Origin of the sequence: Herbaspirillum sp. AP02, assembly GCF_015767275.1 — a bacterium.
Classification (GTDB): Bacteria; Pseudomonadota; Gammaproteobacteria; order Burkholderiales; family Burkholderiaceae_D; genus Herbaspirillum.
Genome location: NZ_JADWMY010000011.1, coordinates 22,308 through 37,077, shown reverse-complemented (window position 1 = coordinate 37,077; position 14,770 = coordinate 22,308). Strand labels below are relative to the sequence as shown.

10 protein-coding genes are annotated in these 14,770 nt (G+C 64.0%); 5 read left to right on the top strand and 5 right to left on the bottom strand.

Annotated features, from left to right (window positions below):
• Window positions 1–159 precede the first annotated feature (159 nt).
• Window positions 160–1,710 (top strand): methyl-accepting chemotaxis protein, encoded by a 1,551-nt coding sequence (locus tag I5R65_RS19650; RefSeq protein ID WP_180666781.1) that lies wholly within the window; start codon window positions 160–162, stop codon window positions 1,708–1,710.
• Between the two features lie 13 nt (window positions 1,711–1,723).
• Here I5R65_RS19650 and I5R65_RS19645 read toward each other — a convergent pair whose 3' ends face one another.
• The 4 genes from I5R65_RS19645 to I5R65_RS19630 all read right to left on the bottom strand — a co-directional run bounded on the left by I5R65_RS19645 (window position 1,724) and on the right by I5R65_RS19630 (window position 5,278).
• Entirely contained in the window at window positions 1,724–2,314 is a 591-nt protein-coding gene (locus I5R65_RS19645; RefSeq protein WP_180666779.1) for a hypothetical protein, read from the bottom strand.
• A gap of 4 nt (window positions 2,315–2,318) precedes the next feature.
• On the bottom strand, window positions 2,319–2,951 hold the full coding sequence (locus tag I5R65_RS19640; protein WP_231395258.1) for a ComF family protein: 633 nt from the start codon (window positions 2,949–2,951) through the stop codon (window positions 2,319–2,321).
• A 147-nt stretch (window positions 2,952–3,098) separates the two neighbouring features.
• Window positions 3,099–3,830 (bottom strand): response regulator, encoded by a 732-nt coding sequence (locus I5R65_RS19635; protein WP_180666775.1) that lies wholly within the window; start codon window positions 3,828–3,830, stop codon window positions 3,099–3,101.
• Window positions 3,827–5,278 carry an ATP-binding protein gene (locus I5R65_RS19630; RefSeq protein WP_370460922.1) on the bottom strand — a complete coding sequence of 484 codons (1,452 nt, stop codon included), beginning with the start codon at window positions 5,276–5,278 and terminating at the stop codon, window positions 3,827–3,829. Before I5R65_RS19630 ends, I5R65_RS19635 begins: the two co-directional genes overlap by 4 nt.
• 209 nt (window positions 5,279–5,487) lie before the next feature.
• Between I5R65_RS19630 and I5R65_RS19625 the strand changes: the two genes are divergently transcribed.
• Genes I5R65_RS19625 through I5R65_RS19615 form a run of 3 tightly spaced genes read left to right on the top strand, consistent with a single transcriptional unit; the run spans window position 5,488 to window position 11,488 of the window.
• Window positions 5,488–6,813, top strand: a complete 1,326-nt coding sequence (locus tag I5R65_RS19625; protein ID WP_219341763.1) for an efflux RND transporter periplasmic adaptor subunit — start codon at window positions 5,488–5,490, stop codon at window positions 6,811–6,813.
• Window positions 6,814–6,824: 11 nt separating this feature from the next.
• On the top strand, window positions 6,825–9,980 hold the full coding sequence (locus I5R65_RS19620) for an efflux RND transporter permease subunit (protein WP_180666772.1): 3,156 nt from the start codon (window positions 6,825–6,827) through the stop codon (window positions 9,978–9,980).
• Window positions 9,980–11,488, top strand: a complete 1,509-nt coding sequence (locus I5R65_RS19615) for an efflux transporter outer membrane subunit (RefSeq protein WP_305037728.1) — start codon at window positions 9,980–9,982, stop codon at window positions 11,486–11,488. The genes I5R65_RS19620 and I5R65_RS19615 overlap by 1 nt, the downstream gene beginning before the upstream one ends.
• Before the next feature lie 79 nt (window positions 11,489–11,567).
• Here I5R65_RS19615 and I5R65_RS19610 read toward each other — a convergent pair whose 3' ends face one another.
• A complete protein-coding gene (locus tag I5R65_RS19610; protein WP_180666770.1) occupies window positions 11,568–13,205 on the bottom strand; it encodes a methyl-accepting chemotaxis protein in 1,638 nt (545 codons plus the stop codon).
• A gap of 449 nt (window positions 13,206–13,654) precedes the next feature.
• Here I5R65_RS19610 and I5R65_RS19605 point away from each other — a divergent pair, with 449 nt between their 5' ends.
• On the top strand, window positions 13,655–14,509 hold the full coding sequence (locus I5R65_RS19605) for an NAD(P)-dependent oxidoreductase (RefSeq protein ID WP_180666768.1): 855 nt from the start codon (window positions 13,655–13,657) through the stop codon (window positions 14,507–14,509).
• Window positions 14,510–14,770 lie beyond the last annotated feature (261 nt).

Sequence of the window (14,770 nt, the reverse complement as noted above, 5' to 3'; positions counted from 1 at the left end):
TTGATCGGCCGGAAACCCGCTTGCTGACAGGCTTGTCAGTTCTGCGTGGCAAGTACGGCAATTGCCCGGTAAACCCCCGCGTAATCAGCGATATGGCCCGTTCAGGACCTGCCTAGAATCGACTCTGCATTCCAGCACTGTGAGAATAACGAGGCATACATGAACTGGTTCAACAATCTGAAGATCGCCCGGAAACTGATCCTTTCCTTTGCCGCCGTCATCATCCTGACGGTCATCCTGGGGGTATTTGCGATCCGCGAGCTCAAGGCGGTGAACCAGGCCTCCACCGACATGGCCAGCAACTGGCTGCCGACCATCAAGGCAGCGCAGGCCATCCAGGCTTCGCTGCCGCGCATGCGCATCTCCGAACTGCAGATGATCACCGCGGCCAACCCTGCCGAACGCGAAGACGCCCTCAAGGCCATCAAGTCGCGCCTGGAGATCCTGGCCAAGCAGCGCGCCACCTACGAAAAGCAGATCTCGGAGGCGGAAGAGAAGCTTGTCTACGAAAAGTTTTCCAAGAATTTTGCCAGTTACCTGGAGATCAACCGCAAGCTCGCCGACATCTCCGGCGAAGGCAAGGAAGAAGATGCCCGTACCATGTTCAAGGGCGATTCCAACAAGACCTTCCGCAGCATGCTGGAAAACATGGACGAGATCGTCAAGATCAATGACGCCGGCAGCGCCCGCTCCGACCAGGAGGCCGGCGACGTGTTCGACGCTGCCCGCAAGTGGATCATCGGCTTGCTGGCGGCCATCGTGATCATCGCCTTTGCGCTGGCGGTGGCGGTGGCGCGCGCGGTGTCGCGGCCCCTGAACGAGGCGGTGAGCGTGGCCGAACGCGTGGCGCAAGGCGACCTGACGGTGGAAATCCACTCCCACAGCAAGGATGAAACGGGCATGCTGATGCAGTCCCTGCGCGCCATGAACGACAGCCTGCACAAGATCGTCTCCGAGGTACGTACCGGCACCGATGCCATCACCACTGCCTCGCAGGAAATCGCCACCGGCAACCTCGATCTGTCCTCGCGCACCGAGCAACAGGCCGGCTCGCTGGAAGAGACCGCCTCGGCCATGGAAGAGCTGACCTCCACCGTCAAGCAGAATGCCGACAACGCCCGCCAGGCCAACCAGTTGGCGGCCTCGGCCTCCGACATCGCCAGCCAGGGGGGCGAAGTGGTGCACCAGGTGGTGCAGACCATGGAAGGCATCACCGAGAGCTCCAGCCGGATTGCCGACATCATCAGCGTGATCGACGGCATCGCCTTCCAGACCAACATCCTGGCGCTCAATGCCGCGGTGGAAGCGGCGCGTGCCGGCGAGCAGGGTCGCGGCTTCGCCGTGGTGGCCTCGGAAGTGCGCTCACTGGCCCAGCGCTCGGCCTCGGCGGCCAAGGAGATCAAGCAGCTCATCGATGATTCGGTGGAAAAGGTCGGCGCCGGCAGTCAACTGGTCGAGCGCGCCGGTGCCACCATGAGCGAGGTGGTCGCCAGCGTGCGCCGCGTCACCGACGTGGTGGCCGAGATCAGCGCCGCCAGCCACGAGCAGAGCACCGGCATCGAGGAGATCAACCGCGCCATCACCCAGATGGACGAAGTCACACAGCAGAACGCCGCGCTGGTGGAAGAAGCCGCTGCCGCCGCGCAGTCGCTACAGGACCAGGCCGGACGGTTGACGCAGGTGGTGAGCGTGTTCAAGATCCAGCGCTGATGCCGGTCGCTGCTCAGTGATGCGCAATGATGGCGGGGCGTTCCGCCAGCAGGGACAACTGCAGTTCGCGTGAGCGTAGCACGCTGACCTTCTCGGACAGGCCGATCTTGACATCGGCTTTCCTGCGGTCCGGAGACGGCATGTAGTTCAACAATTGTTCGAGTGCCTCCACGCTCTTGATTGCGTGAAAGCTCTTCAGCTTGTCCACAAAAGCCAAGGAATATTTTTTTCGGCTGAGCAGTTCGATCACGTTGCTCAGCGTGCCGGTACTCTTTGCATCCCAGATCATCAGACCGGAATCGGCCGCTTCCGCCATCGCCAGGTCCTTCGCCGTGAAATAGGCTCTCGATCCGGGACTGTGGTAGCTCTTGACCTGGCGTATGGCCCATTGGCCAATGTTGTTGCGCGGGACGTTGCCGGTGCAGAAGACGGTGACATGCTGGTAGCGTTGGTCGGCCAGGAACTGCTGAATGGACGCGTCCGCGCCGTCGGCATCTCCGACGATCACATCGAATTTCTGATGCACGATGTTCATGATCCGGTCCTGCACCTTGGCATCCAGGTGCCGGATGGCGATCGACCCGCCAATAAAAACGGTCGTCATTGATCTACCTCCATGTCAGCGCCGCCACATAAATCTGCCCGATTTTCTCATAAGTCCGTAGTACATCGGACGCCGCATCGAGTGTGGCCCCGGTGTGATACAGGTCGTCCAAAAGCAGCGCGTTCCACCTCCCCGTATTGGTAATCAGCCGGTGCAGGGTGAGGGTTCCGGCGAGGGCTGCCTCCTTTTCTGAGCGTACATGAAGGTCCTTCAACGCCGGCCCGCTTGCTGTCTTGCGTAACAGTCCAAAGACTGGCTTGCCAGTGATCTGACCCAGCATATCTGCCACAGCCGTGACCGGTTGCACCGCCCGCCCTGCACTTGCAGCCATCGGGATGATCAGGCCGAACGCTGGTAACAAGGGCAGGATACTGCTTTGTATTGCCCGTGCCAGGGGGAGAACATATTGCCGCTGCTGCCGGTACTTGAGCTGGTAGAGCGCCTCCCCCACGTCGCTGCGCCTGGTGTCGAACAGCATGTGGCCATATTCGTCATGGCCGGTCGGAATGCTATACAGACTGTGTTTGTCGAGTACAAAGCCGAGATCGAATTTGCCGAAGATTTTCTTGATGTTGACCCGCATGTGCTCCGCCCATAGTGACTGTGGATGCAACAGCCAGACGTGCTTGCAGGTCATCTCCCAAGAGTCCTGTTCCTTTCCGTTTCCTGAAAATCCGGTAGCGGCCGCTGCTGCCAGCGGACGGTAAGCCTCATTTTCCTGATTGATCGATTCTGTTTGGAACTAAGGTTCTTTCGCCAAATTTTTTCGTTGCGCGGCCGGTCGCTATGACGACGGCAACTCGAAGCAATACCCCACCCCGTACACCGCCTGGATCGCGTTATGACCAGGGAAGAACGGCTCCAGCTTGCGCCGCAGGTTCTTGATGTGGGTATCGATGACGCGGTCGGTGACCGGGCGGTCGTCGTCGTGCAGGTGGTTGAGCAACTGCTCGCGTGAAAATACCTGGCCCGGTGCGGCGGCGAAGGTCTTGAGCAGGCGCAGTTCCAGTGGCGTCAGGTTCAGCGGCTCGCCGCGCACGCTGGCCTGATGCCGCAGTTCGTCGATGTGCAGCAACTCCGCAGCGGTCGGACTCGTCTGTGCCTGTGCGCGTTGCACCAGCGCATTGCGCCTGAGCATGGACTTGACCCGCGCCACCACTTCACGCGGCGAAAACGGTGCCTTGCTGATGTAGTCGTCCGCCCCCAGTTCCAGACCACGCAGGCGATCCTCTTCTTCGGCGCGGGCGGTCAGCATCAGGATGGGCACGTCGCAGAAGCTGCGCAGGCGGCGGCAGATTTCCCAGCCATCCATTCCCGGCAGCATGATATCGAGCAGGATCAGGTCCGGACGCTGCTGCTGCACCGCCGCGACGACGGCATCGCCCCGCGCCACATGGCGTGACTGGTAGCCGGCTGCAGCGAGATATTTCTGCAGCAGTTCGGCCAGCTTGGGCTCATCCTCGACGATGAGGATGTCGGCGCTCTGGGGCGGCTGGAAGTGGAAGGCTTCGCTCATGGCTGCTCCTCGAACCGCGCCGGCAGCACCACCGTGACGCGCAGGCCACCCATGGGCGAGGCGCTGGCCGCAATGCTGCCCTGGTGCGCATCGACGATGCGGCGGCAGATCGCCAGCCCGAGCCCGGCGCCACCACTGGCGCGGTTTCGCGAACTCTCGACCCGGAAGAAACGCTCGAACAGGCGCGCCATCGCCTCCGGCGGCACGCCCGGTGCGCTGTCGTCGAAGACCAGATGCCAGTGTTGTTCCTGCAGGCTGGCCTGCAGGTGCAGGCCGCCGCCGGCATCGGTGTAGCGCAGGCTGTTTTCGAAGAGGTTGTTGAACAGTTGCTGCAGGCGCGCGCCATCGGCATGCACCGGCATGGCCGCCGGTAGTTGCGCGGTCAGGGCCAGGCCGCGCTGGCTGAAGCGCTCGCCATAGACCTGCACGCTGGCACGCAACAGTGGCAACAGGTCCATGTCCGTCTGGCGATAGGCCAGCGCACCTGCATCGGCCAGGGACAGGTCGTAAAGATCACCCACCAGCTTGTTGAGATGTCCCACCTCGCTCTTGAGCGAGCGCAGCGTCTGCGCGTCCGGTTGCATGACGCCGTCTTCCAGTGCTTCCAGCTGACCGTTGAGGATGCCCAGCGGCGTGCGCAGTTCATGCGAGACGTCGGCCATGAATTCGCGCCGCAATTGCTCGTTGCGCTCCAGCGTCATGGCCAGCTGGTTGAAGTCCTGCGCCAGTCGCCCCACTTCATCGCCGGATTCGACCTCCACCCGGGTAGCGTAGTCGCCGCCGGCCAGCCGGTGGGTGGCGCGCGCCACGCGGGTGAGCGGGCGCGTCAGCACGCCGGAGATGCGCACCACCAGAAACGCCGCCAGCATCACCGCCACCACCGCAATGATGAGCTGGGCCAGGAACTGGCTCTGCTGGAAGCGCAGGTCGATGGCACCGATCACGTTTTCGAAGGGCGTCTGCGCCACCCAGCCCACGATCACGTCATCCAGCAGCAGCGGTCGCAGGCGCGCATCGGGACCGATGTTGGGGTAGCCGATCACCAGTTGTCGATGGGCATCCAGCAAGGAAAAGCGCAGCGTGGCGCCGGTCAGGTCGGATGGGGTCAGCGGGGGGCCAGGCGGCGGCACCACGCCATTGTGCTCGACGATGGCCGGTTTCATCAGTTCGAACCAGACCCGTGGCTGGCCACGGATGAAGTCCCAGTTGCCGTGTTCGCGATAGGCCTGTTCCAGGCGCGGCACCATGTCTTCCATGCGCTGCTGGGCCTGCTCGTTGAGATAGCCGAGGAAGTCGCGGTTGAAGATGTAGTGCCCGGCGCCATTGATGGCGGCGATCAGCGCCACGATCAGCGCCAGCATCGCGTAGAACAGTTTCAGGCGGATGTTGGCGCGGTGGAAGAAGCGGTCGGACAGCGCCGCCAGCGAGTGGGCGATGGACTTGAACACGGGGGCCGGGAATGACAGGACAAGGCGCCAGCTTAACAAGATAGTCGCATGGCGGCGAGGGCCGGGGAGCGATCTGTTTCATTCCGGGGCGAAAGTGGCTGCGCTCAATTTTCCTTCACATTTGCTTTTCATAATCACGGGTCCGATAGCTCATTGCGCCCGGATTGCCTGCCTATGGCGGCAGGTGTTCCTGGCAGAAAGCCGCCCCGATGCCCGATTTCCGCTCCCAAGCCCTGCCCCTGCTGCGCCAGAATCCGTCCCGCCTGCTGCGCACCCTGACCCTGGCCGCCCTGCTGGCCGCGACCCTGGCGGCCTGCTCCCGCTCCGGCGAGGCGCCCAAGGCAGCGGCCCAGGCCGAGGTCGGTTACGTGGTGGTCAAGGCCCAGCGACAGACAGTGACCACCGAATTGCCCGGCCGTACCAGTGCCTACCTGGCCGCCGATATCCGCCCGCAGGTGGGCGGCATCATCCAGAAGCGGCTGTTCAAGGAGGGCGCCAAGGTCAAGGCTGGTCAGCCGCTGTACCAGATCGACCCGGCCAGCTACCAGGCGGCCTACGACAGCGCCAAAGCATCGCTGCTCAAGGCCGAGGCCACGCTGGCTTCGTCCAGGCTGAAGGCCCAGCGCTACGCCGAACTCAACAAGATCGACGCCGTCTCCAAACAGGATAACGACGACGCCCAGAGCACCCTGCGCCAGAACCAGGCCGACGTCGAAGTGCAGAAGGCGGCCGTGCAGACGGCGGCCATCAACCTGCAGTACACCAAGATCCTCTCGCCCATTTCCGGCCGCATCGAGAAGTCCTCGGTCACGCCCGGCGCGCTGGTGACCGCCAGCCAGACCACGGCGCTGACCACCGTGCAGCAGATCGATCCGATCTACGTGGACGTCACCCAGTCCACGGTAGACCTGTTGCGCCTGCGTCGCGAACTGGCCAGCGGCCAGATCAGGAAGAGCGGCGAGAACGCCGCCCAGGTCAAGATCCTGCTGGAAGACGGCTCCACCTACGAGCGCTCCGGCCGGCTGGAATTCACCGGCCTGTCGGTCGATACCGGTACCGGCATGATCACCCTGCGCGCAGTGGTCCCCAATCCGGACGGTGTGTTGCTGCCGGGCGCCTATGTGCGGGCGGTGCTGGAGGAGGGTGTGGACGAGCATGCCCTGCTGGTGCCGCAGAAGGCGGTCAGCCGCGACCAGACCGGGGCGGCCACGGCCCTGGTGCTGGGTGCCAATGGCAAGGTGGAACAGCGCCTGGTCACCGTGGCGCGCGCGGTGGGCAACAACTGGTGGATCAGCAAGGGGCTGAAGGAGGGTGACAAGCTCATCGTCGACGGTCTGCAGAAGGTGCGCACCGGCGATACCCCGCGTGCCATCGACATCACCGACAGCCTGAAGAAGGACCTGGCCAACGAAGCCGCCGCCGCGGCCGCCGATCCCTCGCTGGGAGGCGATGCCGACAACGCTGACGCTGACAATGGCAGCGCCAGCTCCGCGACCACCACCACCGACAACGCCGCCGGCGCCAAGTCGAAGTAAGCGGGGCGCACATGGCACGTTTCTTCATCGACCGGCCCATCTTCGCATGGGTCATCGCCATCATCATCATGCTGGGCGGCCTGATGGCCATCCGTTCGTTGTCGCTGGAGCAGTATCCCGACATCGCCCCACCCAAGGTCAACATCAAGGCCACCTATACCGGTGCCTCGGCCAAGACCCTGGAGGATTCGGTGACCCAGGTCATCGAGCAGCAGATGAAGGGCCTGGACAACCTGCAATACATGTCGGCCAGCTCCAGCTCGGCCGGCAGCGCCACGGTGTCGCTCACCTTCACCGCCGGCACCAATCCGGACGTGGCGCAGATGCAGGTGCAGAACAAGCTGCAGCAGGTCACGGCGCGACTGCCGCAGGCGGTGCAGAACAACGGCGTGACGGTCACCAAGGCTTCCACCGACATCCTGATGGTGTTGTCGCTGACCTCGGATGATCCGCGCATCACCAGCATCGATATCGGCGACTTCATCAGCAGCACCCTGACCGATCAGATCAGCCGGGTCGAGGGCGTGGGTGACGTTACCGCCTTCGGTACCAATTATGCGATGCGCATCTGGATCGACCCGGCCAAGCTGCAGAAATATGCGCTGATGCCGTCCGACGTCACCAGCGCCCTGGAAGCCCAGAACACCGAAGTCTCCGCCGGCGAGATCGGTGCGCTGCCGGCCCGGCCCGGACAGCAGATCAATGCCACCATCACCGCGCGCAGCAAGCTGACCACGCCCGATGAATTCCGCAACATCATCGTCAAGTCCTCAGCCGACGGTTCGCTGGTCAAGCTCTCCGACGTGGCGCGGGTGGAACTCGGTGGCGAGAGCTACCAGGTGGCCTCGCAGCAGAACGGCAAGCCGTCCTCGGCGCTGGCCATCCAGCTGGCCACCGGCGCCAATGCGCTGGCCACGGCCGATGCGGTCAAGCAGAAGATGGCCGAGCTGGAGCCGTACTTCCCCGCCTCCATGAAGCTCAAGACCAATGTCGCCTATGACACCACGCCCTTCGTGCGGGTGTCGCTGGAAGAGGTGGTCAAGACCCTGATCGAGGCCATCGTGCTGGTGGTGCTGATCATGTACCTGTTCCTGCAGAACCTGCGGGCCACCTTCATCCCGGCCATCACGGTGCCGGTGGTGCTGCTGGGGACCTTCGGCATCCTCGCCATGTTCGGCTATTCGATCAACACGCTGACCATGTTCGGTCTGGTGCTGGCCATCGGCCTGCTGGTGGACGATGCCATCGTGGTGGTCGAGAACGTCGAACGCCTGATGAGCGAGGAAAAACTCAGTCCCCGTGAGGCTACCCGCAAGTCCATGCAGGAGATCACCGGCGCGCTGGTGGGCATTGCCATGGTGCTGTCGGCAGTGTTCATTCCGATGGCCTTCTTCGGTGGCTCCACCGGCGTGATCTATCGCCAGTTCTCCATCACCATCGTCTCGGCCATGGCGCTGTCGGTGATGGTGGCGCTGACCCTGACCCCGGCGCTGTGCGCCACACTGTTGAAGCCCCATGCCGCCGGCCATGTGCAGCAGGGCCGTTTCTTCACCTGGTTCAACCGCACCTTCGATCGCAGCGCCACGCGCTACCAGGGTGGCGTGGCCGGCCTGCTGCGGCGTGGCAAGCGCGGCCTGCTGATGTATGCCCTGATCGCGGCGGCCATGGCGATCCTGTTCATGCGCCTGCCCACCTCCTTCCTGCCGGAAGAAGACCAGGGCGTACTGATGGCGCAGATCCAGCTGCCCACCGGCGCCACGGCCGAGCAGACCGCTACCGTGGTCAAGACCGTGCAGGAATACTTCATGAACAAGCCAGAGTCGGTCGATTCGGTGCTGGCCATCGTCGGTGCCGGCGTGGGCGGCAACAGCCAGAATGGTGCGCGGGCCTTCATCCGCCTCAAGCCCTGGGATGCGCGCACCGGTGCTGACCAGTCGGCCTCGGCGCTGGTGCGTCGTGCCAATGCGGACCTGTCCAAGATCCGTGGTGCGCGGGTGTTCCTGATGAACCCGCCGGCGGTGCGTGGCCTGGGCCAGAGTTCCGGCTTCGACCTCGAACTGAAGGACGTCGGTGGTGTGGGTCACGATGCCCTGCTGAAGGCGCGCGACCAGTTCCTGCAGCTGGCGCGCAGCAATGCGCTGTTGGCCAACGTGCGCACCACCGGCCTGGACGATACCCCGCAGCTGCGCGTGGCCATCGACGACCGCAAGGCTGATGCGCTGTCGATTGCGACCTCCGACATCAATGCCACCCTGGCCACCGCCATGGGCGGTACCTACGTCAACGACTTCCTCAGCAATGGGCGGGTCAAGAAGGTCTATGTGCAGGGTGATGCACCGTTCCGCATGCAGGCCGATGATCTGAACCGCTGGTATGTGCGCAATTCGGCCAGCCAGATGGTGCCGTTCTCGGCCTTCATGAGCAGCAAATGGACCTACGGACCGTCGCTGCTGGAACGCTACAACGGCGTGTCCTCCTTCGAGATCGTCGGTGAGCCGGCGGCCGGGGTGAGTTCGGGGACCGCCATGGCGGAGGTGGAAAAGCTGGTGGCGCAACTGCCCGCGGGCATCGGTTTCGAGTGGACCGGTTCGTCCTACCAGGAGCGGCTCTCGGGCAACCAGGCACCGATGCTGTACGCGATTTCCATCCTGTTCGTGTTCCTCTGCCTGGCGGCGCTCTACGAGAGCTGGTCGGTGCCCTTCGCGGTGATCCTGGCGGTGCCGCTGGGGATCGTCGGTACCGTGCTGCTCACAGGGATCTTCGGCATGTCCAATGACGTGTATTTCCAGGTCGGCCTGCTGACCACGGTGGGCCTGTCGGCCAAGAATGCGATCCTGATCGTGGAGTTCGCCAAGCAGTTGCACGAGTCCGGCAAGAGCCTGCGCGATGCCACGCTGGAGGCGGTGCAACTGCGCCTGCGACCGATCCTGATGACCTCGCTGGCCTTCATGTTCGGCGTGCTGCCACTGGCCCTGGCCAGCGGTGCCGGTTCGGCCAGCCGCCGCGCCATCGGTACCGGTGTGCTGGGCGGGATGCTGTCGGCCACCATGCTGGGCATCTTCTTCGTGCCCTTGTTCTATTACCTGATCGGCACCTGGCTGGACCGCCGCGCCGCGGCCAGACCGCGCCGGGATGACGATCACGCCATGCCAAAGGAGGGCCTGTGATGATGCGCCCGATGATTCATGAGAAACACCTGCGCACCGTCCTGGCGCTGGCCCTGAGCGCTGCCCTGGCCGGCTGCGCGAACCTCGCGCCAGACTATGCGCAGCCGGCCGCGCCGGTTCCGGCCAACTGGTCGCAACAGGTCGATGGCAAGCCCTTGGTCACCAGTGGTTCGCGCGCGGCCGGCGAGATCGATGCCGACCAGTTGGGCTGGCGTGAATTCTTCCTCGACCCGCGCCTGCAGCAGGTGATCGCCGCCGCGCTGGACAACAACCGCGACCTGCGCGTGGCCGCCCTGAACATCGAGAAGGCGCGTGCCGAATATCGCATCGCCGATGCCGACCGCTATCCGGCCATCTCCGCCACCGGCACCAGCAGCGCCAGCCGCACGCCGGCCGAATTGTCCACCAGCGGCCGCGCCACGGTGACGCGCCAGCAGAGCGTTACCGTGGGCATCAGCGCCTACGAGCTGGATTTCTTCGGTCGCCTGAAGAACCTCTCCGATGCTGCGCTGGAAACCTACCAGTACCAGGTCGAGACACGCCGCAGCACCCACATCAGCCTGGTGGCCGAGGTCGCCACGGCCTGGCTCACGCTGGCCTCCGACCGCGAGCGCCTGAAGCTGGCGCAGGACACCTATGCCAGCCAGTCACGGACCTTCGAACTGAGCCAGCGCAGTCATGAGATCGGGACTGTCTCCGGGGTCGACCTGGCCAGCCAGGAAGCCACCGTGGAAAGCGCCCGCGCCGACGTGGCCAGCTATACCAGCCAGGTGGCGCAGGACCTCAATGCGCTGCGTCTGCTGGTGGGCGCGGATATCGATGCGGCGCTCTTGCCCAGCGGCCTGCCGGAAACCGCCAGCGTGCTGCCCTCCACCCCGTCCGGCCTGCCTTCGGCGGTGCTGCTGCGTCGTCCCGACGTGTTGGCGGCCGAGCATACGCTCAAGTCCGCCAATGCCGATATCGGTGCGGCGCGTGCGGCCTTCTTCCCCAGCATTTCACTCACCGCCGATGGCGGCACCGCCAGTCGCACGCTGGGCGGGCTGTTCAAGGCCGGCAGCGGCAGCTGGAGCTTCGTGCCCTCGATCAACCTGCCCATCTTCAATGCCGGCAGCTTGCGCGCCAGCCTGGATGCGGCCAAGATCACGCGCAACATCGACGTGGCCAATTACGAGAAGGCCATCCAGACCGCCTTCCGCGAAGTGGCCGATGCACTGGCCGTGCGCGCCACGCTGGACCAGCGACTGGACGCCCAGGGCAAGGCGACCGCCGCCAGCGACAAGGCATTCCGCCTGTCCGAGGCACGCTACAAGAACGGCATCGACAGCTACCTCACGACGCTGGTGGCGCAGCGCACGCTCTATTCGGCGCAACAGACCCTGATCTCGCTGCGACTGACCGAGCAGAGCAATCGCATCACGCTCTACAAGGTGCTGGGCGGTGGCTGGAATGAGCAGACCCAGTCAGCGTCGGCTTCGGCCTCGGCTGCGGACAAGGGTGCGCCTTCCTGATTGCAGGGGCCGGCTCACAAGATGAAACGCCGCGACCTGTTACCGGGTCGCGGCGTTTCTATCTCCATTTCTTCCTGGATCAGCGCAGACCGAGGCTGGCGCGCGCGGGCGTGATATCGATGGTGCGACGTTCTCCCTCTTCTTGCGCCTGCTGACCTTCCATCTGCGCCGCACTGAGCTTGAAGGCATCCACCAGATGGTTCAGATGGTCGGCCTGCTGGCTCATCGATTGCGAGGCTGCTGCGGCTTCTTCGACCAGGGCGGCGTTCTGCTGGGTGTTTTCATCCAGACGCGAGATGGCGCGCTGCATCGCCTGGATGCCATCGGACTGCAGCCGGCCGGCGGCGCTGATCTCGGCCACCACGGCGGTGACGCGCTGCACGCTGGTCACCACTTCCTGCATGGTGCCGCCGGCATGTTGCACCAGGCGGCTGCCATCGGCCACGCTGGCCACCGAGCTGTCGATGAGCTGCTTGATCTCGCGGGCGGCGGCGGCCGAGCGTTGCGCCAGCGAACGGACTTCCGATGCCACGACCGCAAAGCCGCGCCCCTGTTCGCCGGCACGCGCCGCTTCGACGGCGGCATTGAGCGCCAGGATATTGGTCTGGAAGGCGATGCCGTCGATCACGCTGATGATGTCCACGATCTTGCGCGAGGAGGCATCGATCACGCCCATGGTATCGACCACCTGCTGGACCACCGCGCCACCCTGGCTGGCAATGTCCGAGGCCGAGGTGGCCAGCGCCTCGGCCTGCTGCGCATTGTCGGCATTGCGACGCACCGCCTGGCTCAGTTCGTCCATGGCGATGACGGTTTTCTCCAGGATGTCGGCCTGTTGTTCGGTTCGCTCCGACAGGTTCTGGTTGCCCATGGCGATTTCGGTCGAGGCGCTGGCGATGGTGTGGGTCCCGGTGCGGACCTGCTGGACCAGCGAGGCCAGCTTGTCGCGCATGATGCGGATTTCATGGATCAGGCTGGAGCGGTCGCCCGGCTCGGTATGCACGGGCGTGGCCAGTTCGCCGTCGGCGATGCGCCCGGCGATTTCCACCGCATAGCGCGGCTCGCCACCCAACTGGCCCAGCAGGCTACGGCGGATCAGCCAGGCTGTGGCGATCGAGACCGCCAGGATGATCGCGGCACACAGCATGATCAGATGCAGCGAGCTGTCGAACAGGGCTTCGGCAGCATCGCCGGCCTGCTGGTTTTCACGTTGCACGGTCTTGAGCAGGATGTCGATGTCACTGACGATCTGGCGCCGCAGCGGACTGCATTCCTTCACGAGGAACTGGCCATAGGCTTCCATCTGGCCGCTCTCGCGATAGCGGCGCGGCCGCTTCAGTTCGTCGGCCATGCTCAGGAGGCCGCTTTTGGCCTTCTCGAACTGGGCATTGCCCGCCATGACGGGTTCCAGCTGGCGCAGCGCGGCCAGGTAGATGGCTTTCTGCTCGTCCAGCAGGGCCAGTTCGCGGGTGGCGTCGGCATCATCGCGAAAGATATAGGCGTTGCGGGCAGCCATGCCGGTCTGGTCCAGCGCCTCGCGGGCGACGTAGAGCGGTTCCAGCTTGCTGGCGGTGACCTGGTTCTGGTAGCGCATCGCGCCGGAGATGGACTGCATGCGGACCAGCGCGATGGCGATCAGCACCAGCATCAATGCGATGACGATGCCGAAGCCGAGACGCAGCTGGGTCCCGATCTTGAGCTTGCTCAGATGATTCATGGGATTGTGACTTTTCTTGTACGTGGAGTCCGGCTGTGGGAGCAGCGGGAGGAGGAGCAGGATTGCCTGCCGCGATAGCCGTTGGGGAGGGCGCGTTGCAGCTTGGCTTTCCCGATGGAAAAGATTGTAGATGAGAGCGATTCCCAGCTTCAAGGACTTTCGGGCGCGACATCAGCTTTATCTCAGTTGATGCGAGTTAACGTTGTTTTGTTGAGAGATAGAGGGTATATCGTGTGATTTTCCCGTGAGAATTGCCTACGTTGTCGCGCTTTTGACGCGCCTTTTTTGCCGTATAAATCCATTTGACAAGGCCTCGCCCGGCGGGAATAATCCGCAGGTGATACGACAACGTACAAGATCGTTTTCAGCGATGGCATCTTGTCCACGATGTCGCCGTTGAACCCGATTCCACAACAACAACGATGAGCAACCATCAGGAGACAGCCCGCATGAGCGCAGAGACCGATCGCGATGCGTGGCAGACCGCACGCTTTTCCCGCCTGTTGCTGACCGGCGCAGCCGGTGGCGTGGGCAAGCAGTTGCGCCCGCGCCTGGCATCCTTTGCCGACAGCGTGCGACTGGCCGACCTCGCCAGCGCCATGGAGGCGGCCGGCCCGGCAGCGCCCCACGAGCAGCTACTGGGGTGCGACCTGGCCGACCGTGTTGCGGTCGATGCCATGGTGGCCGGCTGCGATGCCATCATCCACCTGGGTGGGGTGTCGGTGGAACGGCCCTTCGAGGAAATCCTGGAAGCCAATATCAAGGGCGTCTTCCACATCTATGAAGCGGCACGCCGCCATGGCGTCAAGCGGGTCATCTTCGCCAGTTCCAACCACGTCACCGGTTTCTATCGCCAGGATCAGCGCATCGATGCGCATGACCTGCGTCGTCCCGACGGTTACTACGGGCTGTCCAAGTCCTATGGCGAAGACATGGCGCAGTTCTACTTCGACCGCTATGGCGTGGAGACGGTGAGCATCCGCATCGGTTCGATCTTCCCCGAGGCGACCAATCGCCGCATGCTGGCCAGCTGGATGAGCATGGACGATTTCGAGCAGCTCCTGCGCCGCTCGCTGTTCACCCCGGGTGTCGGTCATACCGTGGTCTATGGCATGTCGGCCAATGCCCACACCTGGTGGGACAACCGTTACGCCGCGCACCTGGGTTATGCGCCCAAGGATAGTTCCGAGATCTTCCGTGCCAAGGTCGAAGCGCAGCCGCAGCCGGCCCCGGATGATCCGGTGGCGACCCTGCAGGGCGGCGCCTTCACGGCCGCCGGTCCGTTCGATCCCCTGGTCGGCTGAGTGCCACGCCAGGCCGCGTTTCTCTGATCTATCCCCGCCGTATCCGCAGTACCCGCAGCAGCGCAGTACCTCCCCGGCGGCGTGAAGTCCTTCACCCGCCAGACTGAAAGCACTCGACGTGCAGCGCGTTTCCCCCTGCGTGCAAGGCCCGTCCCGCATGTAAGCGTTTGAGCAGCAGCTTGACCTGAATCGCAGCAAGGCAGCACCCGGCACACCGGGCCGCCCGCACGCAGCAGGATCGCGCACGCGTCGCACCGATGT

Excerpts from the sequence above, each read along its gene's own strand:
- I5R65_RS19610 (WP_180666770.1), bottom strand. The coding sequence starts at position 13,205 with ATGAATCATCTGAGCAAGCTCAAGATCGGGACCCAGCTGCGTCTCGGC.
- I5R65_RS19625 (WP_219341763.1), top strand. The coding sequence starts at position 5,488 with ATGCCCGATTTCCGCTCCCAAGCCCTGCCCCTGCTGCGCCAGAATCCG.
- I5R65_RS19615 (WP_305037728.1), top strand. The coding sequence starts at position 9,980 with ATGATGCGCCCGATGATTCATGAGAAACACCTGCGCACCGTCCTGGCG.
- I5R65_RS19640 (WP_231395258.1), bottom strand. The coding sequence starts at position 2,951 with ATGACCTGCAAGCACGTCTGGCTGTTGCATCCACAGTCACTATGGGCG.
- I5R65_RS19635 (WP_180666775.1), bottom strand. The coding sequence starts at position 3,830 with ATGAGCGAAGCCTTCCACTTCCAGCCGCCCCAGAGCGCCGACATCCTC.
- I5R65_RS19605 (WP_180666768.1), top strand. The coding sequence starts at position 13,655 with ATGAGCGCAGAGACCGATCGCGATGCGTGGCAGACCGCACGCTTTTCC.
- I5R65_RS19650 (WP_180666781.1), top strand. The coding sequence starts at position 160 with ATGAACTGGTTCAACAATCTGAAGATCGCCCGGAAACTGATCCTTTCC.
- I5R65_RS19620 (WP_180666772.1), top strand. The coding sequence starts at position 6,825 with ATGGCACGTTTCTTCATCGACCGGCCCATCTTCGCATGGGTCATCGCC.
- I5R65_RS19645 (WP_180666779.1), bottom strand. The coding sequence starts at position 2,314 with ATGACGACCGTTTTTATTGGCGGGTCGATCGCCATCCGGCACCTGGAT.